This window comes from Paenarthrobacter sp. NPDC018779, from assembly GCF_044391085.1.
In the GTDB taxonomy this organism is placed as follows: Bacteria; Actinomycetota; Actinomycetes; order Actinomycetales; family Micrococcaceae; genus Arthrobacter.
The window spans coordinates 136,600-157,823 of record NZ_JBIRZS010000007.1; the positions used below are offsets into that span (position 1 = coordinate 136,600).

Here is a 21,224-nt window from a genome sequence, read left to right on the forward strand (position 1 = left end):
TAAACTGGTGGGGTGACTGACCAGCTTGAGCGACTTGACCGACTTCCCCTCCGGACCAACCTGCGTGGACTGAGCCCCTATGGCGCACCGCAGCTTGACGTTCCGATTCTGCTCAACGTCAACGAGAACACCCATGGCGTGCCGGCCGATGTCCAGGCCGCGATCACCGAAGCCGTGGCCGCTGCAGCCACCGGACTGAACCGCTACCCGGACCGCGAATTCACCGAACTGCGGGAAGCGTTGGCGGAGTTCCTGGGCCATGGCCTCAGTCCTGCCAACATTTGGGCGGCCAATGGATCCAACGAGGTCCTCCAGCAGATCCTCCAGGCCTTCGGTGGTCCCGGCCGCAAGGCCCTTGGTTTCCCTCCCACGTATTCCATGTACCCGCTCCTGGCCAGTGGCACCGACACGGAGTACGTCCGTGGTGTTCGTGGCGAGGATTTCAGTTTGGACGCGGCGTCCGCCGCCGCGCAGGTGGCTGAGGCGGGCGCCAACATCGTCTTCCTGTGCTCGCCCAACAACCCCACCGGAACGGGTCTCGGCCTGGACGTCGTGGAGGCTGTCTATGAAGCCGGAGAGGCCAGCCAGGCGATCGTGATCGTGGACGAGGCGTACCACGAGTTCGCCCACGACAACACGCCCAGTGCCCTGACCTTGCTGCCGGGCCGCGAACGGCTCATTGTTTCGCGCACCATGAGTAAGGCCTTCGCCCTGGCCGGTGCGCGGTTGGGCTACATGGCTGCGGCGCCCGAGGTCACCGATGCCATCCGCCTGGTCCGTTTGCCGTACCACCTCTCGGCGGTAACGCAGGCGACGGCCCTGGCGGCCCTGCAGCACCGGGAGGCCCTGATGGCCGACGTCGAGGACATCAAGGTCCAGCGCGACCGCATCGTCACTGAATTGCTGCGGATGGGCCTCAAGCCGGCCGCTTCGGACTCCAATTACGTCTTCTTTGGTGGCTTGGAGAACCCGCAAGCCATCTGGCAGGGGTTGCTCGACGCTGGAGTGCTGATCCGCGATGTTGGCATCCCTGGGCACTTGCGTGTCACTGCCGGTACCGAGCGGGAGACCACGGCGTTCCTGGAAGCATTGGAGGCGCTGCTGGCCGGCGACGCCGGTGTGGCCCCCGGCATGGCCCCCCGCCACGGATAAGAAGCCACCCACTTAGACTTGTCCCCAGATCCATTTCCCTTTTCGTGTTAAGGACGTTCCCCAAATGAGCGAAACCGGCGCCACGCCGTCCGCTGCCCGTACCGCGCGCATGGAGCGCACCACCAGTGAGTCTTCTGTCCTGGTGGAGATCAACCTGGACGGTTCGGGTGTCTCGGACATCAGCACCTCGGTCCCTTTCTACGACCACATGCTGACTGCGCTGTGCAAGCACTCCTTGATCGACATGACGGTCAAGGCCACGGGGGACACGCACATCGACGCGCACCACACCGTCGAGGACGTGGCCATCACCTTCGGCGAGGTCCTGCGGACTGCGTTGGGAAACAAGGCAGGTATTCGTCGCTTCGGCGAGGCCACCGTTCCCCTGGACGAGGCCTTGGCTCACGCAGTCGTGGACGTTTCCGGGCGCCCCTACCTGGTGCACGGCGGGGAGCCCGCCGGCCAGGAGTACCACCTGATCGGGGGGCACTTCACTGGTTCACTGACGCGGCACGTGTTCGAAGCCATCACGCTGCACGCAGGTATCTGCCTGCACATGAACGTCCTGGCAGGTCGCGACCCCCACCACATTGTTGAGGCGCAGTTCAAGGCGTTCGCCCGGGCACTCCGCGCGGCCGTTGAATCCGATCCCCGCGTGGAGGGTATTCCGTCCACCAAGGGAGCACTATGAGCAACCAGATCCTCAAAGACGGCGCGGTGACTGACGCGTCAGCTTCGGCAAAGCCCGAATCGCCTGAGGGCAAGCCCACGGTTACGGTGCTGGATTATGGCTCGGGAAACGTGCGTTCGGCGGTGCGGGCCTTGGAGCGCGCAGGCGCCCACGTCGTGTTGAGTGCCAAGCCGGAAGACGTGCTGAACGCTGACGGACTGGTGGTTCCCGGCGTCGGTGCGTTCGAGACCGTCATGAAGGAACTCAAGGCCGTTGACGGCATCCGCATGATCGGACGCCGCGTTGCCGGTGGCCGGCCGGTCCTCGCCATTTGTGTTGGACTCCAGGTGATGTTCGAGGCCGGCGTGGAGCACGGTACCGAATCCGAAGGTATGGCTGAATGGCCGGGCAAGGTGGAGCTCCTGCCAGCCCCTGTGGTTCCGCACATGGGCTGGAACACCGTGGACGTTCCGGAGGGGTCCAAGCTCTTCGCCGGAGTGGAGGCTGAGCGGTTCTACTTTGTGCACTCCTACGGCGTGCAGGAATGGAACTTCGACGTTGTCCAGCCCCGTATGGCTCCGCCCATGGTGACGTGGTCCGAGCACGGAGCCCGTTTCATCGCCGCGGTGGAAAACGGGCCGCTGTGCGCTACACAGTTCCACCCGGAGAAATCCGGTGATGCCGGGGCCAGGCTGCTCCGCAACTGGGTGGACGGCCTGCGGAAACCTGAAGGCGCCGCCTGAATGTGGTCCATAGTGCTCATGGGGCTCGCCGGCCTCCTGGTGGGTGGGGGCATCTCCTTCCACCAGCAGAAAAAGCCCCTCTGGGTTTCCATTTCCTTCTACGTGCTGGCCGGGATGTCCCTCCTGGCCGCCTACCTCCTGACGCTTCCGGGCAAGTAGCCCGGCGTTCCCACCAACTGCAAGGACACACATGACCACGCCCGCACAGTCCGTTCTGGAACTCCTTCCCGCCGTCGACATTGTTGACGGCCGAGCGGTCCGCCTCCTGCAAGGCGAGGCGGGCTCGGAAACCAGCTATGGCACGCCCCTTGAAGCAGCCTTGAACTGGCAGGAAGCCGGTGCTGAGTGGGTGCACATGGTGGACCTCGACGCCGCCTTCGGCCGGGGCAACAACGCGGACCTGATCAGCGACGTGGTTTCCCAGCTCAACGTGAAGGTGGAGTTGTCCGGCGGGCTTCGCGACGATGAGTCGCTGGAACGCGCACTGGCCCTCGGCGTTGCCAGGGTGAACCTCGGTACGGCTGCGTTGGAGAACCCGGAATGGACCCGCCGCGCCATCGAGCGCTTCGGCAACAAGATCGCCGTCGGGCTTGATGTCCGCGGAACCACGCTGGCTGGACGCGGATGGACCAAGGAAGGCGGCGACCTCTGGGAGGTCCTGGCCCGCCTTGAGGACGCCGGCTGCGCCCGTTACGTGGTCACCGACGTGACCAAGGACGGCACGCTGCAGGGACCCAACGTCGACCTGCTCCGCCAGATGGTGGAGAAGACCGGCAAGCCGGTGGTGGCGTCGGGTGGTATTTCCAGCCTGGAGGACCTCCGCGTACTCCGTGAGTTGGTTCCGCTGGGCGTTGAGGGTGCGATCGTGGGCAAGGCGCTGTACGCCGGTGCCTTCACGCTCCCCGAAGCGCTGGACGTCGCCGGCCGCCGCTGATGGCAGGACACCAGGAACACCGTCGGGAGCTTCCCGGCCACATAGCCGCCGCCTTGGCCGGCGCGGGCGGACCCACCGATTCCGCCGGGCAGCCGTGGGCGGGGCGCAGCCTGGACGGCGACGCAGCCAAGATCCACAACTTCGAGGACGACGACGGCTCGGCCGATTCCGGTTACCTCGCCGCAGTGGCGGCCTTGTTGGAGGGCGCGGGCAGCGAGGCAGACGTGGTGTCGGCGCTGGCCACGGCCAGGGTTTTCGTGCCCGTGGTGGCGACGCTCGCGGAGGAGGCCGAAGGCGTGGACGGGCTCCACGCCGACAAGCAGGCCGATATGGCGTTGGTCACTCTCAAGGCTCCTGACGGCAGGACGGCCATGCCGGTCTTCACCTCTGCTGATGCCTTGGGGCGATGGCATCCGGAGGCCCGCCCCGTGGCTGTTTACGCGGCCAGGGCAGCACTTTCCGCTGTGTCCGAGGGTGCGCAACTGCTGGTCCTGGACCCGGGCTCGGATTACACGTTCGTGGTGCGGCGCCCGGCCATGTGGGCGCTTGCCCAGCAGAAGGACTGGACGCCGTCCTACCTTGATGATCAACTGGAGGCTGCTCTCGCTTCCACGGTTTCTGGTTTCCGCACGGTCCGCAGGCTTGAGACGCAGCCCGGTGCGGGCGTAGCGTCCCTGACGGCCGATGGACGCCAGGTGCCCGGCGGTGGGGCGGGACCGGAGTTGCGGGTAGTGCTGTTCCTTGAGGACGGGCTGGACGCCGTAGCGGTGCAAGCGCTCGTGGCCCAGTTGAACGACGCCTGGGCAAGGATGGATTCCTTTGCCGAGGGCGTTGATTCCATTGAAGTAAAACTGCAGCGTGCAGCACAGGAGCCCGCGCAGCATTAACGGCAGTACCCGTTTCCCGGGGCTGCCTTGGGGAACAAGAGGAAACTGGCTGTGAATTTCGCTCTCTACAAGGAGATGCTGTCCATCCGCCCTGTGCGGCGGTTGCTGTTGGTGGGCATGGTGGCCCGCATCCCGCATTCGGCTGCCGGGGTCCTGCTGACGCTGCACATCGTCCTGACCCTGGGGGAGGGGTATGCCGCTGCGGGAGCGGCCGCGGCCGTCATGACCATCGGGATCGCGCTGGGCGCTCCCTGGCGTGGGCGCCGGGTAGACATGGTGGGCCTGCGGAAGGCGCTCATTCCTTCCGTCGTTTCCGAGACCGTGATCTGGTCGATCGTGCCGCACGTTTCCTATCAGTGGCTGCTGCCCCTGGTGTTCGTGGGCGGGCTGTTCACTCTGCCCATCTTCAGTGTGGTCCGGCAGTCGCTGGGCGTGATGGTGGATGGTGAACAGCGTCGCGGCGCCTTCGCACTGGACTCGATAGCCACCGAGCTCGTGTTCATGATCGGGCCGGCCATCGGCGCCATTGTTGCCACCAGCGGATTCTCGGCGCTGGGCTTGACGGCCGTGGGAGTGTCGGTTTCCGTTGCGGGGTTGTTCCTGATCTGGTTCAACCCACCAACGCGGACCGAAGATCCCTGCTCCGTTGAGGAGTCCGCGGAGCGGGCTGCAGCCGATCTTTCCGCCGCCGAGGCTGCCATGGTTGCTTCCGCACCCGCCCATGTCCAGGAGGCTGCCTCGGAAATGGCACCTTCGGCTTCCAAGAATGGCCTGCGGAGCCGCGTCGCCCGTAATTTCACGTGGTTTACCGTCTCTGTTGCTGCTCTGTTCGCCGTGGCGGCAGGCTCCGGAATGGTGCTTAGTGGCTCGGACGTGAGCATTGTTGGCCTGCTGGAACGGGGAGGCCACCAGAACCAGATCGGCATAGTGTTCTTCTTTTGGTGTGCTGCCTCGGTGGTCGGTGGACTGGTTTACGGCGCCATGAACCGTCCGGTATCGCCCATGCTCCTCCTGCTCGGCATGGCCGCGCTGACCATCCCCATGGGCTTTGCCCGGGACACCTGGACCCTGGCGTTCCTGTCGATCCTCCCCGGCCTGCTGTGCGCGCCCGTGCTGTCCGCGTCCTCGGAGAAGGTTGCCGACCTTGTGGACGAGGAACGGCGTGGTGAAGCCATGGGCTGGTACGGTTCGGCGCTGACGGCCGGTGTGGCCCTGGGTGCGCCGCTCGCCGGGGTGTTCATCGACAATGTGGGACCGTCCGGGGGCTTCGCTGCGGTGGGTACTGCCGGCGTCGTCCTGTGCGTCGCAGGTTTCGTCCTGATGTCCTTGCGTCGCCGAGCCGCCCGCGTCTGAGGCAGCTTGGGCCATAACGCCGACGGCGACCCGAACCGAAAGGTTGGGTCGCCGTCGTCGTTTGTTGCCTGGGCTGGGCGCTAGTTCACCGGGCCGGTGAACTTTTCGCCCGGACCCTTGCCCGGTGCGTCGGGGATGAGGGAAGCCTCGCGGAATGCCAGCTGGAGGGACCGCAAGCCATCGCGCAAGGGACCGGCGTGCTGGGATCCGATCTCCGGGGCGGCCGCGGTAACCAGTCCAGCCAGGGCGGTGATGAGCTTGCGGGCCTCGTCAAGGTCCTTGAGGTCTTCCGCGTGGGGATCGTCGGCCAGGCCAACCTTGACCGCCGCGGCGCTCATGAGGTGCACGGCGCCGGTGGTAATAACCTCGACGGCGGGAACTTCGGCGATGTCGCGGATCTGCTGGGAGACTCCGGAGTCTGCCGCGTCTCCGCCGAAGGAGTTGCGGTGATTGCTGTCTTCAGTGCTCATACTGGTAAGCTTGTCACAGACCGACTGGAAGTCGTTATTTCTACGTTTAGTGGAAGTGCAGTCTGTGCCCGCCGTGTGAATGTGCGCTTGGCGGGTTATTTCTGTAGAATTGATTTTCAGTTTGCAAGCGGAGTTCTCTCCCACCCGCGTCAGCCGTTTCCCTCACGGGACTTGAAGGTTGCCGGGTAACCTGGTCGGACGCTTCACGGCATTGCCGGAAGCGCAGTTGGCCCCTTCGTGGGGCTGCACCGATCTTCGAGGCCTTCGATTGCACCAGCAATTGGAGGCCTTCTCTTTTTGCCGGTGAAACTCACCACAACCACAGGAGCTTTAACATTAGCGAGCCAAGAATCAATGAGCGTATCCGCGTCCCCGAGGTGCGGCTGGTCGGCCCTGCCGGCGAACAGGTAGGAATTGTCCGCATTGAGGACGCCCTGCGTCTTGCTGCCGAGTCCGATCTCGATCTCGTTGAAGTTGCCCCGCAGGCTAAGCCTCCTGTTTGCAAGTTGATGGACTTCGGCAAGTACAAGTACGAGGCCGCAGTCAAGGCACGCGAAGCCCGCAAGAACCAGACCAACACGGTTCTGAAGGAAATCCGCTTCCGCCTGAAGATCGACAAGCACGACTACGAAACCAAGCGTGGGCACGCCCTCCGCTTCCTCGGTGCCGGTGACAAGGTCAAGGCCATGATCCAGTTCCGTGGCCGCGAGCAGCAGCGTCCCGAAATGGGTATCCGCCTCTTGCAGCGCTTCGCCGAAGACGTTGCCGAGGTTGGCGTTGTTGAGTCCAGCCCGCGCATCGATGGCCGCAACATGGTCATGGTGATCGGTCCGCTCAAGAACAAGGCCGAGGCCAAGGCCGAAGCCCGCCGCGCTGCACAGCGTGCCGAAGCCAAGGCCCAGAACGAGGCCAAGGCGGCAGCACGCGTGGACACCTCGGGCGACCAGGGTCCCATGACGCAGTCCCTCGCGGACCTCCTTCCTGCCGGTTTCACCGCCGCCGAGGAAGAGGCCACGCAGGAAACCGCAGCCCCAGTAGTCGAGGAAGCCACGCAGACGGCAGCCGAGGAAGCTCCCGTCAGCGAAGCACCCGCGGTCTCGGAGGCTCCGGAGGAAACGCCGGTTGCTGAGGAAGCCCCTGCTGCCGAGGAAGTCGCTGTTGCCGAGGAAGCCCCGGCTCCCGCTCCCGTAGCGGCACCTGCTCAGGAAGCTCCGAAGCCGGTTGTCCCGTCCGCTCCGAAGCCTGCCGTTCCGGCGGTTCCGAAGCCGATGGCAAAGCCTGCAGCTCCCAAGCCGGGCGCACGGCCCACGGCCCCCAAGGCCGCGCCGAAGCCTGCATCACGCAAGACCAACTAGTTCGACGCCCAAGGAGCTCCGCTCCGAAGGCAAGCAACCAGCACGCCGGCCCTTGGAGGCAGGCTGCACGAAAGAACTGCGGACACTGTCCGTGGATACGTAAGGAGATCGGTTCCCATGCCGAAGATGAAGACCCACAGCGGTGCTAAGAAGCGCTTCAAGCTGACCGGCACCGGCAAGCTGAAGCGCCAGCAGGCCAACCGCCGCCACTACCTGGAGCACAAGCCCACCACCCTGACCCGTCGCCTCGCCGGCGACAAGATCGTCTTCAAGGGCGACGCCAAGGTCATCAAGAAGATGCTGGGCGTCTAAGTTCCAAGCTCTTAGGTTGCCGCCGTCCGGCGGGGACCGACTACACCAAAAGCCTTCTCAGGCCAGCCGGAGATCCGGCAGTAGCAGCTTGGGATAAAGATTTCTGAAGGAGTACGCACGTGGCACGTGTGAAGCGGGCGGTCAACGCCCACAAGAAGCGCCGGGTTGTCCTCGAACGCGCAAAGGGTTACCGCGGTCAGCGTTCGCGCCTTTACCGCAAGGCAAAAGAGCAGCTGCTGCACTCGTTTGTGTACAGCTACGGCGACCGCCGCAAGCGCAAGGGTGACTTCCGTCGCCTCTGGATCCAGCGCATCAACGCTGCATCCCGCGCCAACGGCCTCACCTACAACCGTCTCATCCAGGGCCTGAAGGCTGCTGAGGTTGAGGTTGACCGCCGCATGCTCGCCGAACTGGCTGTTTCCGACGCCAACGCCTTCACCGCCCTGGTGAACGTTGCCAAGGCTGCCCTGCCGGCTGACACCTCCGCTCCGGCCAAGGCTGAAGCTGCTCCGAAGGCTGCCAAGGTGGCTTCCGCTGCTGCCACGGCCACTGCTGTCAAGGCTGTTGTTTCCGAGAAGCCCGCCATCGACGGTGCCATCGCGGCCGTTGAGGGTGAAGGTGCTCCCGAGGGCCACGCCATCAAGGGCAACGCCGAGTCCAAGAAGTACCACGTTCCGGGTTCCACCTGGTACGAGAACACCGCTGCTGAGTACTGGTTCTCCACCGTTGAGGCTGCCAAGGCTGCAGGCTTCGAGCCTGCAGGTGGCGAAGCCCGCCAGCAGATCAAGAACTAGTCGCAACTGCCACTAAAGTTCTTTATATGAACGAAACCGGGCGCCCGCAAGAAATAACGATGACCAACCCCCGAGCTGATCGGGTGAGGGATGTCGCCAAACTTGCCGGGCGCCCGGCGCGTTTAAAGCGCGGCCGGTTCCTCGCTGAAGGACCGCAGGCCGTGCGGGAGGCGCTGACCCTCCACCGGGAGCGGCTCGCGGCCGGAGGTGCCGCCGTCGTCCATGAAGTCTTTGCCAGCGAAGCGTGCCTGGACAGGCTTCCCGAACTTGCCGACCTGGCCCGCGGCACGCAACTCCGGCTGGCCAGCGATGATGTGTTGGCCGCCTTGGCGGATACCGTCAATCCGCAGGGTGTTGTGGCCGTGTGCAGCTTTGTGGACGTCAGCCTTGAGAGCGTGCTCGACGCCGGTCCCCGCCTTCTTGCCGTGATGTGCCAAGTGCGCGACCCCGGTAACGCGGGAACCGTCCTGCGGGCCGCGGACGCAGCAGGCGCGGACGCTGTGGTGCTGACAGGCAGCAGCGTGGACATCTACAATCCGAAGGCCGTGCGATCCACGGCTGGCTCCCTTTTTCACCTTCCTGTTGTCCTCGGCGCCGACGTCGAGGAACTCGTGGCGCTTTGCAAGGCGCGTGGGATTGGCATCCTGGCAGCTGACGGCTACGGCACCGTGAACCTGGACAAACTGCAGGACGAGAACGCCGCACGGCGGCTCGGCAACGGGGATGTTGCCTCGGACTACGCGCTGGAAGAGCCCACGGCGTGGCTCTTCGGGAACGAGGCACAGGGTCTCTCCGAGGCGGAACTCGCCCTGGCCGACCATCGGGTGGCTGTGCCCGTCTACGGTTCAGCCGAAAGCCTCAACCTGGGAACGGCGGCCACTGTGTGCCTGTACGCCAGTGCCCGCTCCCAGCAAGGAGCGGTATTCACCAGCGCTACCGCCGGCGGTAATGCCTAAGTAAGTAGTCACGCTCCGGGTGCGGTGTTGCTGGTGGCCACGAGGAGCACCATGGGCACCGCGGACGCCGGACAGGACAAAGCAAAAGCGATCGGCCCCGCACTGCGGAGCCGATCGCTTTTTGGTTTCTGTCACCTGTCAGGCCAAGGGCCTCCTGCGTTCCACCAGGCCACTGATCACAGCGACGCCGAGCCCGAGCACGGCGAGGACGGCGCCTACCAGCGCCGGAGCAACGTAGCCCCAACCCCAAGCGATCACGGTTCCGCCGAGGAGCGCTCCGAGGGCATTGGCAATGTTGAGGGCCGAGTGGTTCAACGAGGAGGCCAAGGAGGCGGCGCCGGGTGCCGCGTCGAGCAGCCGTGTCTGGAGAGCCGGCGTCAACATGGAACCGATGCCGCCCACGACGAACGCCATGAGGAAGGCGGACCAAGCCCAGTGGGCTGCAATGGCGTACACCACCAGTGCCACGGCGATGCCGGGCATCACCACGTAGATGGTCCCCATGACGGAACGGTCAGCGATCCTGCCGCCGATGATGTTGCCCACCACCATGCCAACGCCGTACAGGGCTACAACCGCTGGAATGAGGCTCTCCGGGATACCGGCCACGCTGGTCATGGTGTGGGCGATGTAGGTGTACACGGCGAAGAAGCCGCCAAAGCCAATGACGCCGATCAAGAGGGCAAGCCAAACCTGGAGGCGCTTGAGGGCACCTAGTTCGCGCCTGATGCTTGCCTCCGGATGGACCGGCTCGAAGGGGACGAACTTCCAGACCATCAACACCGTGACCAGACCGATCGCACCGACAATGACGAAGAGGAGCCGCCATCCGAACGTTTGTCCCACCCAGGTGGCCAGGGGTACGCCGATGACGTTGGATACGGTGAGTCCGGCCATGACCATGGAAATGGCCCAGCCGCGTTTGGTCGGTGCCACCAGGCTGGCAGCGATGACCGCGGCAACACCGAAGTAGGCGCCGTGGGGGAGTCCTGATGCGAACCGGGACAACAGCATGAGGCCGTAATCCGGTGCGATGAAGGAGGTCAGGTTGGCGATGGACAGGAAAAGCATCAGTCCGAGCGCCAGGTGCTTGCGGGGCAGCTTGGCGCCGAAGGCCGCGAAGACCGGCGCGCCGATGACCACGCCCAATGCGTAGGCCGAAATCAGGTTCCCGGCCTGGGGCGTGCTGATGCGGAGCCCGTCCTCCACTTCCTTGAGAAGCCCCATCATGGCGAACTCGGTGGTGCCGATCGCAAACCCACCCATGGCCAGCGACAAGATGGCCAAACCGAGGTGGCGCCTCGTGGGACGGGAGGTGGGTGGGGACATGGTGGTAGTCATAAGCCTGCTTCGTGAGGGTGTTCCCGGGGCCGGGGTAGGAAGAAAATCCGAGGTCAAGTTTAGTGGCCGGCGGCCCGCGGGGCTGTGTTTTGTGATGATGCCCATGGTCCCGCCACCCCTAGACTTGTCCAGTGACTGCATTGATCAACGTGGTGGGCGCGGCAGTGGTCGACTCCCTTACAGCTCCTGCCCTTCTCCTGGCCGCACGCCGTACCGCGCCTCCCCAGTTTGCGGGGATGTGGGAGTTCCCTGGGGGGAAGGTGGAAGCCGGGGAGTCTGCGGAAGCGGCACTTCATCGGGAGCTCATAGAGGAACTGGGCGTCACTGTCCGCTTGGGCGAGGAACTCCAGTCCGGCTGCGCCACCGGCTGGACCCTGAATGAGCGGGCCGCGATGCGGGTGTGGTTCGCTGAACTGACCGGCGGAGAGCCCCGCCCCTTGGAAGACCATGATGAACTGCGGTGGGTATCCCTCGACGGGGACGAAGTCCTGGAGCTCGAATGGATCCCCGCCGACTTTCCCATCGTGCGGGCGTTGCTGGAACGCGTGGCCGCCTCCGCGCTGTAAGGGCCTGTCCTAGAACAAGCTTTCCTGGCCCGCCTCGGCGGACCCTGCAGAATGTGCGGCGTCGTGCGACGGCTCCGCAGTCCGTGGCCGGGCGTTTCGGTGGCTGAACCCGTGCGTACCCGTGAAGCCATACTTGGCCTTGAAGTGATTGACCCGCCCCGCCAGCCAGGTCCGGTATTCCTTGGGCGCGTAGGAGCCCTTGCCGTAGAGCCGGCTGTACCTGCCCACCAGTTCCGGGTGGTTACGGGCCAGCCATTCCATGTACCACTCGCGGGTTCCGGGCTTGAGGTAGAGCGCCCCGGCGGTGACTCCCGTGGCGCCGGCCGCGGCGAGCTCGGAGAACAACGAGTCCAGGGCTTCATCCGAGTCAGTGAGCCACGGCAGGATGGGCATGGCCATGACGCCGCAGCCGAGCCCGGCGTCGCGAAGCCTGGCAATCAACTTCAACCGGGCTTTGGGGGAGGGCGTCCCCGGTTCCATGAGCTCCGCGAGTTCCTGGTTGGTCATGGCCAACGAGATCCCAAGGTCCACGGGAACCATGGTGGCCGCGTGCTTGAGCAGCGGAATGTCCCTGGACAACAACGTGCCTTTGGTCAGGATGGAGAAGGGGGTTCCGGATTCGGCGAGGGCCCGGATGATTCCCGGCATGAGGGAGTAGCGGCCCTCGGCCCGTTGGTAGGGGTCCGTATTGGTGCCCAGCGCCACGGGGTGATGTTGCCACGACGGTTTGGCCAGCTCTTTCCGCAGGACCTCGGCCGCGTTGATCTTGACCACCACCTGGGAGTCGAAATCGCGGCCGGAATCAAAGTCCAGGTAGGTGTGGGTTTTCCGGGCAAAGCAATAGACACACGCATGGCTGCAGCCGCGGTAAGGATTCACGGTCCACTCGAACGGCATCTGCGAACCGGCAGCCACCTTGTTGAGCACTGACTTGGCGGTGACCTCATGGAAGGTGACTCCGGAGAATTCGGGTGTTGAGATGGAACGCACCAACCCGGAGAGCGGCAGCAAGGCGTCCACAACCGGGGCAGGGCCGGGAGCTGTGCTGGCACTGGATCCGGGTGCGCGTTCACGGCTTGGTGAAAGTGCTTGTGCGTCCCATCTCATGAACTCCATTCGAAGGTATGTTCGAATTTAAGTCAAGTGCTTCGAAACCGGATCCGGGCGTTGCTAAGGTTGGCCCATGATCCTGCTGACCGGCTTCGAACCCTTCGGCGGCGACTCCACCAATCCGTCGTGGACCGCTGTGCTGCAGGCCGCCCGGATGCTCACCGCCGAAGGCTTGACGGTGGAGACGGTCGAGCTGCCGTGTGTCTTCGGCGAGTCGGTTGAGGTGCTGAAGCAGGCCATTGCGGCCCACCAACCAGAACTGGTCCTCAGTGTTGGCCTGGCCGGTGGCCGCAGCAGGATCTCCCTGGAGCGCGTGGCCATCAATTGCGACGACGCCCGCATCCCGGACAACAAGGGCAACCGTCCCATCGACCAGGAAGTAGTGCCCCGGGGGCCTGCCGCCTACTTCAGCACCTTGCCCATCAAGTCGGCCTTGCGGAGCCTGCAGATTGAAGGCATCAAAGGCGAAGTCTCCCAGTCCGCCGGAACCTACGTTTGCAACCATGTTTTCTACGCATTGATGCACGCTTTGAAGGGCCGTGCCGGGACCCGGGGAGGATTTGTCCACGTGCCGTATGCCTCGGAGGATCTGGTTCACGGCAGCACGGCACCATCGATGCCCCTCGAATCAATGGCGAGGGGCATCGCCGTCGTTGTTCGCACCGCAGCCCAAACCGGCACCGATGCCAAGCTGTCCGCGGGTGCCATCCACTGACAGGGCTTAGCCTTCCAGGAGCTCCCATTCCACCGTGACGCTTGCCGTCACCGATGACTGTCCCGCTTCAACGGGTAGGGCCTCGGCTGCGAAGGCCTTGACCATGCCGCCCACCGGGACCGGGGCGCCCGGCGCCGGCTGCTGGGACACGGTCACCACGCTGCCCAGCCGGGCTCCCGCCAACTGGGCATACTGCTGTGCCCTGCGCTCGGCGTCGGACCACGCCGCCTCCTGTGCAGCGGCAGTCACGCGGGAAGCGTCGGAGAAGCCCTGCCCAATGCCATTGATCCGGATGTCGTCTCCACCGGCGGCCACCGCAGCAGCGATGGCCGCAGGCGCGTCGGCTTGCGAGCGGATGGCCACCAGCAGGTTCGTGGAAGCGACATACCCCGAGACCTTTTGTCCCTGGCCCTCCACCCACACAAGGTCGGCGCGCAGGTTCAAGCCGCTGGTCTGCAGATCGGCGTCCGCCACGCCGGCCTGGCGCAGGCTGGCCGCTACAGCGCCCGCCGCGCGTCCGGCGTCGGAATAGGCCTGCGCTGCCGAGTCCCGGCGGGTTTCGACACCCAGCGTCAGCGTCACCAGGTCCGGCGCGGCTTTGGCGCTCCCCGTACCTGTGACTGTGATGGTTCGCTTCATACCGCCTCGCTTCGCTTGCGGGCCGGAACGCCCGGCCTTTGTTGGTCAATGTAGCCGCCGGCTTTCAATCCGGCATGGCGCTCGAAGATATTGGCCAAGCCGGGGTTCCCGGTCCGCAGCATGGACCACGCGGCGGCCACTCCGTACAGGGGAAGGAAGGGGAGCCCCAGGCACCAGGCGTATTGTGTGCTGTGCCGTTCTTCGTGGGCCAGCAACCTCTCGCTGGTGCCGGCAACACCGTGGGGCGCCCGGTACAAAATGACGTTCCCCAGCGTAAACGCCCCGGCATGCGGGATCTTCCACCGGTAGCCCGCAGCGATGAGCAGGCCGCGCGGTCCCTTCGACAACCGGGACCCGGATGCCGCCGCAACCAGCAAGCCCAACGGCGTGCTGAGATTGACGGCGTTGGCGATCTGTCGCAGGCGCTGCCCGGGAGTCATGAAGCCATGCTAGCCCGGCGTACCCCGCGCCGCGCCGGCCGCGGGTTACGCTGATCCAGCACCCACCCAGTCCACGTCACCATTTGGGGGAAGAAGAAATGAAAGTGAAGCGCGCTGCAGGCGTCCTTGCCGTCCTGGTCGCCGTCATGCTGGCCCTGACCGGCTGCGTCAAGCTCAACATGTCCGTCAAGGTCAACAGCGAGAAGAGCGTCGACTATGAAGTGGTCTACGCAATCCAGAAGTCCGTTCTGGGAGACAAGTCCTTTGACGAGTTCATGAAGTCCAACGGCACCGGCAGCCAGGAGATGGATATCCCCGAGGGATCCACGGTGGTGGACTACGAGGACGAAAAGTACAAGGGCAAGAAGATCACCGCCGCCAACCTGGATCCGGCCAAACTGGCGGAGTCCTCCAGTTCGGAGAACACCTTCGAGCTCAAGAAGGAAGGCGACTTCTACGTCCTCTCCATGGGTGGCGTCACGGGTACCGACTCCAGCGACCCTGCTTCGGCCGGTATGGCCAGGTCAATGTTCGACGAAGCCTCAGTCCGCTTCACCTTCCCCGGCAAGGTAGTCGAGGCGAAGGGTGCCACCGTCGAAGGGAACACCGCAACGTTCGACATGCTGTCCATCAGCGAATCCACCGTCCAGGTCAGGGCCGAAGCCAACGCCGGGTTCCCGCTATGGATCATCTGGTTGGTAGTGGGCGTAGCCGTGGTTGCCGTAGCCGTGGTGCTGCTGTTCGTACTCCTGCGGCGTCGCGCGCCGAAGCCCGTTCCGGCCTCCGCCCCGCCCGCACAGTACGGGCCCGGACAGTATGGACCCGGACAGAACGGGTCGGCGCAGTATGGACCCGCGGGTTACGCGCCACAGCAGGATTGGGCGGGCCAGGGCTACACTCCCGGCCAGGCTCCGCAGCCAAGGAACGACGGCGGACCCACACCGCCGCCGCCCACCGCACCTCCCGCCCCCTGAAGACCCGGCACGTAAGGTTCTACTAGACTGGAAGGCAGTGTTCGCCACGGCGGACACTGCCTCTTATTTGCAGGCCAGCCATGCCGGCCGTTCCCGACTCGTAGCTAAGAACAGTAGATGACTGACACTTTGCCAGGCGCTGCCATCCCGAATCCGCTGGATGAGGCCGCCATCACCGCCGCCGTTGAGGACGCCGTCGCCGCTATTGCGGCTGCCTCCTCCCTCGAAGAACTCAAGGCCGTCCGCCTCGCGCACACCGGCGAGAAGTCGCCGCTCAGCCTCGCCAACCGTGAAATCGGTGGCCTGGCCAAGGAGCACAAAGCGGCTGCGGGAAAGCTGATGGGGTCATCGCGTGGCCGGGTCAACCAGGCGCTCGCAGCGCGCACGCAGGTTCTCGAAGCGGAGAACGACGCCCGGATCCTGGTGGAGGAAACGGTGGACGTCACGGCGGCTCCGCGTCGCCGACGCGCCGGTGCGCGGCACCCACTGTCCACGCTGCAGGACCGTGTGTCTGACATCTTCGTGGGCATGGGCTGGGAAATCGCCGAAGGCCCTGAGGTGGAATCGGAATGGTTCAACTTCGATGCCTTGAACTTCAAGCCGGACCACCCTGCGCGTGAAATGCAGGACACGTTCTTCGTTGAGCCGCCAGAGGCCCACCTGCTGATGCGAACCCACACTTCGCCGGTGCAGGTGCGTTCCATGCTGGAGCGCGAGGTTCCCATCTACGTCCTGTGCCCGGGCAAGGTGTTCCGCACGGACGAACTGGATGCAACGCACACCCCTGTGTTCCACCAGTTCGAGGGCCTGGCCATCGACAAGAACCTCAGCATGGCGGACCTCCGCGGCACGTTGGAGCACTTCGCGCGCCAGATGTTCGGCGATGAAGCGTCCATCCGCCTTCGCCCCAACTACTTCCCGTTCACCGAGCCGTCAGCCGAGTTGGACATCTGGCACCCCGGTGCCAAGGGTGGCCCGCGCTGGATTGAATGGGGTGGCTGCGGCATGGTCAACCCCAACGTCCTCCGGGCAGCCGGCATTGACCCGGACGTCTATTCAGGTTTTGCCTTCGGCATGGGCATTGAGCGCACGCTCATGTTCCGCAACGAAGTCGGCGACATGCGCGACATGATCGAGGGCGATGTACGTTTCAGCGAGCACTTCGGGATGGAGATCTAACAGTGCGTATCCCACTTTCCTGGCTGCGTGAATTCGCGCAGGTACCGGCCGACGCAACGGCCGAAGACGTCATGGCCGATTTGGTCAAGGTCGGTTTCGAAGAAGAAGAAGTCCACCGCCCCACGGACGCCCTGAAGGGCCCCGTGGTGGTTGGCCAGGTGTTGAGCCTGGTCAAGGAACCGCAGACCAACGGCAAGACCATCAACTGGTGCCAGGTCCGCGTCGTTCCGGAAGGACAGGAACAGACCCTCACGGGCAAGGGCATTGATCCTTCCGGCGTGCAGGGCATTATTTGTGGTGCCCACAACTTCGTGGAGGGCGACAAGGTAGTGGTCACGCTGCCTGGTGCCGTGCTCCCGGGAGACTTCCACATCTCGGCCCGCAAGACGTACGGCCACTTGTCCGCGGGCATGATCGCCTCCGTGCGGGAACTGGGCATCGGCGAGGACCACGACGGCATCCTGGTGCTGTCCAGCATTGGCCTCGACCCCGAAATCGGCACGGACGCCATGGAACTACTGGGTCTCTATGACCAGGCCGCGGAGATCAACGTGACCCCTGACCGCGGGTACGCGTTCTCCATCCGTGGCGTGGCCCGCGAATACGCCCACGCCACGGGGACTGACTTCACCGACCCCGCGTCCAAAGTCAACGCCCCGGCCACCCTGCAGGGTGGTTACGGCGTGAAGCTCAACGACGACGCCCCGATCTACGGAAAGCCCGGGTGCGACCGTTTCGTGGCGCGCACGGTCCGCGGCGTTGATCCGTCCCGCCCCACGCCGCCGTGGATGTCCTCCCGCCTGCGCCTTGCCGGTATCCGGAGCATCTCGCTGCCGGTGGACATCTCCAATTACGTGATGCTGGAGCTCGGGCAGCCGAACCACTGCTACGACCTGGACAAGCTCTCGGGCGACATCGTGGTGCGCCGTGCCGTTGCCGGGGAGAAGATCACCACCCTCGATGACAAAGAGCGCACGCTCGACGTCGAGGACCTCCTGATCACCGACGACTCCGGCGCCATCGGCATCGCAGGCGTCATGGGCGGTGCCCACACCGAAGTTTCGGACTCCACCACCAACATCCTGGTGGAAGCCGCGCACTTCGACGAGGTCTCGATCGCCCGTTCGCGTCGTCGCCACAAGCTTCCTTCCGAGGCGTCCAAGCGCTTCGAGCGTGGCGTCGACTGGCACATCGCCAACATCGCTGCGCAGCGTGTGGTGGACCTGTTGGTGGAACTGGCCGGTGGTAAGGCTGATGAGGCCGGAACCGACGTCGGGACCGCACCGGACGCCGTCACTATCGAACTGCCTGCTGATTTTGCTGCCAAGCGCATTGGCATCGACTTCACCGAGGAACAGATCACCACGTCCCTGGCAGACCTTGGTGCTGTGGTTGAGAAGACCGCTTCCGGCTACACCGTGACGGCGCCGAGCTGGCGGAATGACCTCGAAACCAAGGAAGACCTCTCCGAAGAGATCGCGCGCCTGGTCGGTTACGACAACATTCCAGCCACCCTTCCGGTGGCGCCTCCAGGCCGTGGTTTGAGCCGCACGCAGCAGCAGAAGCGCCGCGTGGTGCAGGCCCTGGCCGACGCTGGCCTGACGGAAGTCCTGTCCTACCCGTTCGTCTCCAAGGCGGCCAACGACACCTTTGGCGTGGCCGCGGAAGGTGCGCAGCGCCCGGCTCTGAAACTCGCCAACCCGATCAGCGAGGAACACGGCTACCTCCGTACGTCCATCCTGCCCGGGCTCATAGAGGTTGTTCGCCGCAACCAGTCGCGCGGTTTCCGCGACCTCGCGCTGTACGAGGCCGGCTCGGTCTTCCTCCCGGGCGAGCGGTTGGGGACTGAGTCCATCCCGCCGCTGGGCGTCAAGCCTTCGGATGACGTTCTTGAGGGACTGTTCGACGGCGTTCCGCACCAGCCGCTGCACATCGCCGCAGTGCTCACGGGCCACGATTCACCGGCCGCGGCGACGCACACGCCGCGGGCGTGGGATTGGGCTGACGGACTGGATGTTGCACGTCTCATCGGAGACGTCGTGGGTGTCGAGCTTGTGGTCAGCCAGGGCAGCCACCAGGCGTTCCACCCCGGCAGGGCGGCCCAGCTGGCCCTCCGGAACGGTGACGTGGTGGGCTACGCCGGCGAACTCCACCCCAAACTCCTCGCTGCGCATGACATGCCGGCGCGGTCTGTGGCCATGGAGATCGACGTGGACGCGCTGTTCGAAGCAGCGGCCGACGTGATCGTGGCCAAGCACATTTCCGGGTTCCCCGTGGCAACCCAGGACGTGGCCTTGGTGGTTCCGCAGGATGTGCCGGCGGACCAGGTTCTGGCCGCACTCCGCGAAGGTGCCGGAGAGCTCCTCGAAGACGTTGCACTGTTCGATGTCTACGTGGGCCCGGGCATCGAGGAAGGCAAGAAGTCGTTGGCTTTCGGACTTCGTTTCCGGGCCGCTGACCGCACCCTGACCGTGGACGAGGCCTCCGAAGCCCGCGCTGCAGCCGTTGCCGTTGCCGCGGAGCGCTTCGGAGCAGTCCAGCGCTAGTCCAGACCGAACAACGCGGGGTCACTTACAGCCCATTCCGAAGGGATTAGTGGGCCGTGAGTGACCCCGCGTTGCTTTAAGAGGGGGAGACGTGGAGCCGGTTGTGAGGCTGCTCCAGCTGGGGGAGGTGGCACTCCCTGACACTCCGCGTGCCATGGTTTTGGGCAGGGCGGGGGAACGACGTGCGGCGCGCTTCGCATCCGCGCAGGACCAGGATCGCTTTATTGCCGGTCGGATCGCCTTGCGTCTGTTCGCGGCGGAGCTGCTGGACGTGGATTCGTCCCGGCTCACGCCGGACTACATTTGTCCCCAGTGCGGTCCCGGCGAGGATCACGGCCGGCCCGGATTCATGCTCGACGGCGGTCCGGCGTCTTTGGTGCTCAGCGCCTCCCGGGCGTCGGGCTGGGTGCTGCTGGCCGGCGTCGTACATCCAGCGGAGGGCCTGCGGCTGGGAGTGGACCTTGAAGCTGTAGGCCGGGTTGGCTTTGCGGGTTTTGACGACGTTACCCTGACCGCGGAGGAACGCAGGCTGGTCGACGCGGCGCCGGAAGAGGAGCGCGTCTACCAACGTGCGCGCCTCTGGGCACGGAAGGAAGCCTGGCTCAAGATGACCGGGGAAGGCCTGCGGCGAAACCCCTCAGACGTGGACGTGCTGGACCGTCCGGGCGTGCAGGACGTGCATACCATCGGCGGACGGGCTCTGCCGGAAGGTCTGGTCGCCGCGCTGGCACTCGGCTAGCGCGCGGACGGCAGCGGCGGAAGCGGTGCCTCGTAGAGCCACGGCCGTAGCCGAGTACCGGCGTCCAGGCCGGGAATGAACGAATCCGCGGCGGCAACAAACGTCTCCGTGGACACCGATCCGTGGCGGTTGGCGGCGGTCCAGTGCTGGAGGAACCCGAAGAAGGCTTCGTCTCCCGCCTTGACCCGGAGGGCGTGCACAGCCAGGGCGCCACGTTTGTAAACCCTGTCGTCGAACATCAGTTCCGGGCCGGGATCGCCCACCAGCAGGTCCTGTGGACCGCCGTCGAGCTTCTTCCACGCTGCCAACGCCCGGGCGCCAACGCCCATGGTTCCCGACTCCTCCGACCACAGCCATTCGGCGTAGCACGCGAAGCCCTCGTGCAGCCAGATGTCCTTCCAGTTGTTCACTGTCAGTGAGTTCCCAAACCACTGGTGCGAAAGTTCGTGGGCGATCAGCCGTTGGGCCTCCCAGGTGTCCCGCATATGGTTGCGGCCGAAGATGGACACGGTCTGGGCTTCGAGGGGAATCTCCAGCTCGTCCTCGGTGACCACCGAGGTGTAATCGGTAAAGGGGTAGGGTCCGAAGCAATCTTCGAAGGTCCGCATCATGTCAGGCTGCCGGCGCAGGCCGTTACGGGCGTCCTCGGCCAGGCCCGCCGTGACGGCCGCGAACTGTGGAACTCGATGATGGGTGTCGTTGGCGTTCAGCGGGATCAGGCCGTAGCGGCCGATCTGCACGGTGGCCAGGTACGTCGCCATGGGCTGGGCATGCTCATAGACCCAGGTCTCGCGGCTCGATTTCCGGGTGCGGGACACCAGCCGGCCGTTGCAGACGGGCCGGTAGTTGTCGTCGGTGGTGACGGAAATCAGGTAGCTCGACTTGCTCCGGGGATGGTCGTTGCACGGAAACCAGGACGCGGCACCGTTCGGCTGGCCTGCCACCAGGACTCCATCGGTGAGCTCCTCCCAGCCAACTTCCCCCCATAGCCCACGCCGCGGCTGGGGGTTGCCTTCGTAGCGGATGTCCAGCACGAACTGCTGGCCGGAGCGGAGCTGTGCCGGGGGAGTGACCACCAGGTGTTCGCTGCGCTGGTTGAACCTCTGGACCTTCCTGCCATCCAGCTGGATCTTTGAGGCCCGCAGGCCTACCAGGTCCAGGACTACTTGGCTCATGGCTTCCAACGCGGTACAGCGCAGTACGGCCCGTCCGATCAACCTGTTGCTGCCCAGCCGCACATCGAGGTCCAGCTCATACCTGTCAACCCGGTAACTCGTGCTGCCGTGGTTCAAGGTGTAAGGGTCGGCGGCGGTGTTCGTGGTCGCTGCGGTCATAAAGTCCGTTGGCCT

Annotated in this window: 23 protein-coding genes; 17 read left to right on the top strand and 6 right to left on the bottom strand. The window is 65.0% G+C overall.

Annotation, left to right across the window (positions count from 1 at the left end; genetic code table 11):
• Window positions 1–12 precede the first annotated feature (12 nt).
• From ACH488_RS10470 to ACH488_RS10500, 7 genes are all read left to right on the top strand, one after another.
• Complete coding sequence (locus ACH488_RS10470; RefSeq protein ID WP_397324032.1) at window positions 13–1,152, top strand: histidinol-phosphate transaminase; 1,140 nt, start codon at window positions 13–15, stop codon at window positions 1,150–1,152.
• A 64-nt stretch (window positions 1,153–1,216) separates the two neighbouring features.
• Window positions 1,217–1,843 carry an imidazoleglycerol-phosphate dehydratase HisB gene (gene hisB / locus ACH488_RS10475; protein WP_089594411.1) on the top strand — a complete coding sequence of 209 codons (627 nt, stop codon included), beginning with the start codon at window positions 1,217–1,219 and terminating at the stop codon, window positions 1,841–1,843.
• Window positions 1,840–2,565, top strand: coding sequence for an imidazole glycerol phosphate synthase subunit HisH (gene hisH, locus ACH488_RS10480; protein WP_397324033.1), 726 nt, complete (start codon window positions 1,840–1,842; stop codon window positions 2,563–2,565). Before hisB ends, hisH begins: the two co-directional genes overlap by 4 nt.
• Window positions 2,566–2,724, top strand: a complete 159-nt coding sequence (locus ACH488_RS10485) for a hypothetical protein (protein WP_397324034.1) — start codon at window positions 2,566–2,568, stop codon at window positions 2,722–2,724.
• Window positions 2,725–2,755: 31 nt separating this feature from the next.
• Window positions 2,756–3,499, top strand: coding sequence for a bifunctional 1-(5-phosphoribosyl)-5-((5-phosphoribosylamino)methylideneamino)imidazole-4-carboxamide isomerase/phosphoribosylanthranilate isomerase PriA (priA, locus tag ACH488_RS10490; RefSeq protein ID WP_397324035.1), 744 nt, complete (start codon window positions 2,756–2,758; stop codon window positions 3,497–3,499).
• The gene (locus tag ACH488_RS10495) at window positions 3,499–4,386 is read left to right on the top strand and encodes an SseB family protein (protein ID WP_397324037.1); all 888 of its coding nucleotides are present in this window, start codon (window positions 3,499–3,501) and stop codon (window positions 4,384–4,386) included. The genes priA and ACH488_RS10495 overlap by 1 nt, the downstream gene beginning before the upstream one ends.
• A 51-nt stretch (window positions 4,387–4,437) precedes the next feature.
• Entirely contained in the window at window positions 4,438–5,739 is a 1,302-nt protein-coding gene (locus tag ACH488_RS10500) for an MFS transporter (RefSeq protein WP_397324038.1), read from the top strand.
• An 80-nt stretch (window positions 5,740–5,819) separates the two neighbouring features.
• On the opposite strand, the gene ACH488_RS10505 is transcribed toward ACH488_RS10500, so the two are convergent.
• A complete protein-coding gene (locus tag ACH488_RS10505) occupies window positions 5,820–6,209 on the bottom strand; it encodes a DUF1844 domain-containing protein (protein ID WP_397324039.1) in 390 nt (129 codons plus the stop codon).
• A gap of 377 nt (window positions 6,210–6,586) precedes the next feature.
• Here ACH488_RS10505 and infC point away from each other — a divergent pair, with 377 nt between their 5' ends.
• From infC to ACH488_RS10525, 4 genes are all read left to right on the top strand, one after another.
• Complete coding sequence (gene infC / locus ACH488_RS10510) at window positions 6,587–7,564, top strand: translation initiation factor IF-3 (RefSeq protein WP_397324041.1); 978 nt, start codon at window positions 6,587–6,589, stop codon at window positions 7,562–7,564.
• Window positions 7,565–7,681: 117 nt separating this feature from the next.
• Window positions 7,682–7,876, top strand: coding sequence for a 50S ribosomal protein L35 (gene rpmI / locus ACH488_RS10515; RefSeq protein WP_347110628.1), 195 nt, complete (start codon window positions 7,682–7,684; stop codon window positions 7,874–7,876).
• Between the two features lie 119 nt (window positions 7,877–7,995).
• Window positions 7,996–8,670, top strand: a complete 675-nt coding sequence (gene rplT / locus ACH488_RS10520) for a 50S ribosomal protein L20 (RefSeq protein ID WP_397324042.1) — start codon at window positions 7,996–7,998, stop codon at window positions 8,668–8,670.
• Window positions 8,671–8,696: 26 nt separating this feature from the next.
• Window positions 8,697–9,626, top strand: coding sequence for a TrmH family RNA methyltransferase (locus tag ACH488_RS10525; protein WP_397324044.1), 930 nt, complete (start codon window positions 8,697–8,699; stop codon window positions 9,624–9,626).
• Window positions 9,627–9,764: 138 nt separating this feature from the next.
• Here ACH488_RS10525 and ACH488_RS10530 read toward each other — a convergent pair whose 3' ends face one another.
• Window positions 9,765–10,967, bottom strand: a complete 1,203-nt coding sequence (locus ACH488_RS10530; RefSeq protein WP_397324045.1) for an MFS transporter — start codon at window positions 10,965–10,967, stop codon at window positions 9,765–9,767.
• 131 nt (window positions 10,968–11,098) lie between these two features.
• Between ACH488_RS10530 and ACH488_RS10535 the strand changes: the two genes are divergently transcribed.
• Entirely contained in the window at window positions 11,099–11,533 is a 435-nt protein-coding gene (locus tag ACH488_RS10535; protein ID WP_397324046.1) for a (deoxy)nucleoside triphosphate pyrophosphohydrolase, read from the top strand.
• Window positions 11,534–11,542: 9 nt separating this feature from the next.
• Here the strand turns inward: ACH488_RS10535 and ACH488_RS10540 are convergent, their stop codons facing one another.
• Entirely contained in the window at window positions 11,543–12,640 is a 1,098-nt protein-coding gene (locus ACH488_RS10540; protein WP_397324047.1) for an Rv2578c family radical SAM protein, read from the bottom strand.
• 76 nt (window positions 12,641–12,716) lie between these two features.
• Between ACH488_RS10540 and pcp the strand changes: the two genes are divergently transcribed.
• Window positions 12,717–13,358, top strand: coding sequence for a pyroglutamyl-peptidase I (gene pcp / locus ACH488_RS10545; RefSeq protein WP_397324049.1), 642 nt, complete (start codon window positions 12,717–12,719; stop codon window positions 13,356–13,358).
• 6 nt (window positions 13,359–13,364) lie between these two features.
• On the opposite strand, the gene ACH488_RS10550 is transcribed toward pcp, so the two are convergent.
• The gene (locus ACH488_RS10550) at window positions 13,365–13,997 is read right to left on the bottom strand and encodes an SIMPL domain-containing protein (RefSeq protein WP_397324050.1); all 633 of its coding nucleotides are present in this window, start codon (window positions 13,995–13,997) and stop codon (window positions 13,365–13,367) included.
• A complete protein-coding gene (locus ACH488_RS10555; protein WP_397324052.1) occupies window positions 13,994–14,437 on the bottom strand; it encodes a hypothetical protein in 444 nt (147 codons plus the stop codon). The genes ACH488_RS10550 and ACH488_RS10555 overlap by 4 nt, the downstream gene beginning before the upstream one ends.
• Before the next feature lie 98 nt (window positions 14,438–14,535).
• On the opposite strand from ACH488_RS10555, the gene ACH488_RS10560 reads away from it, so the two are divergent.
• The 4 genes from ACH488_RS10560 to ACH488_RS10575 all read left to right on the top strand — a co-directional run bounded on the left by ACH488_RS10560 (window position 14,536) and on the right by ACH488_RS10575 (window position 19,875).
• On the top strand, window positions 14,536–15,411 hold the full coding sequence (locus ACH488_RS10560) for an LppM family (lipo)protein (RefSeq protein WP_397324054.1): 876 nt from the start codon (window positions 14,536–14,538) through the stop codon (window positions 15,409–15,411).
• A gap of 117 nt (window positions 15,412–15,528) precedes the next feature.
• Window positions 15,529–16,590 carry a phenylalanine--tRNA ligase subunit alpha gene (gene pheS / locus ACH488_RS10565; RefSeq protein ID WP_397324055.1) on the top strand — a complete coding sequence of 354 codons (1,062 nt, stop codon included), beginning with the start codon at window positions 15,529–15,531 and terminating at the stop codon, window positions 16,588–16,590.
• A 2-nt stretch (window positions 16,591–16,592) separates the two neighbouring features.
• Complete coding sequence (gene pheT / locus ACH488_RS10570; protein WP_397324056.1) at window positions 16,593–19,136, top strand: phenylalanine--tRNA ligase subunit beta; 2,544 nt, start codon at window positions 16,593–16,595, stop codon at window positions 19,134–19,136.
• Window positions 19,137–19,239: 103 nt separating this feature from the next.
• Window positions 19,240–19,875, top strand: coding sequence for a 4'-phosphopantetheinyl transferase family protein (locus tag ACH488_RS10575; RefSeq protein WP_397324058.1), 636 nt, complete (start codon window positions 19,240–19,242; stop codon window positions 19,873–19,875).
• On the opposite strand, the gene ACH488_RS10580 is transcribed toward ACH488_RS10575, so the two are convergent.
• Window positions 19,872–21,209, bottom strand: coding sequence for a M1 family metallopeptidase (locus ACH488_RS10580; RefSeq protein WP_397324059.1), 1,338 nt, complete (start codon window positions 21,207–21,209; stop codon window positions 19,872–19,874). The two genes, ACH488_RS10575 and ACH488_RS10580, sit on opposite strands and share 4 nt — an antisense overlap.
• Between the last annotated feature and the right edge of the window lie 15 nt (window positions 21,210–21,224).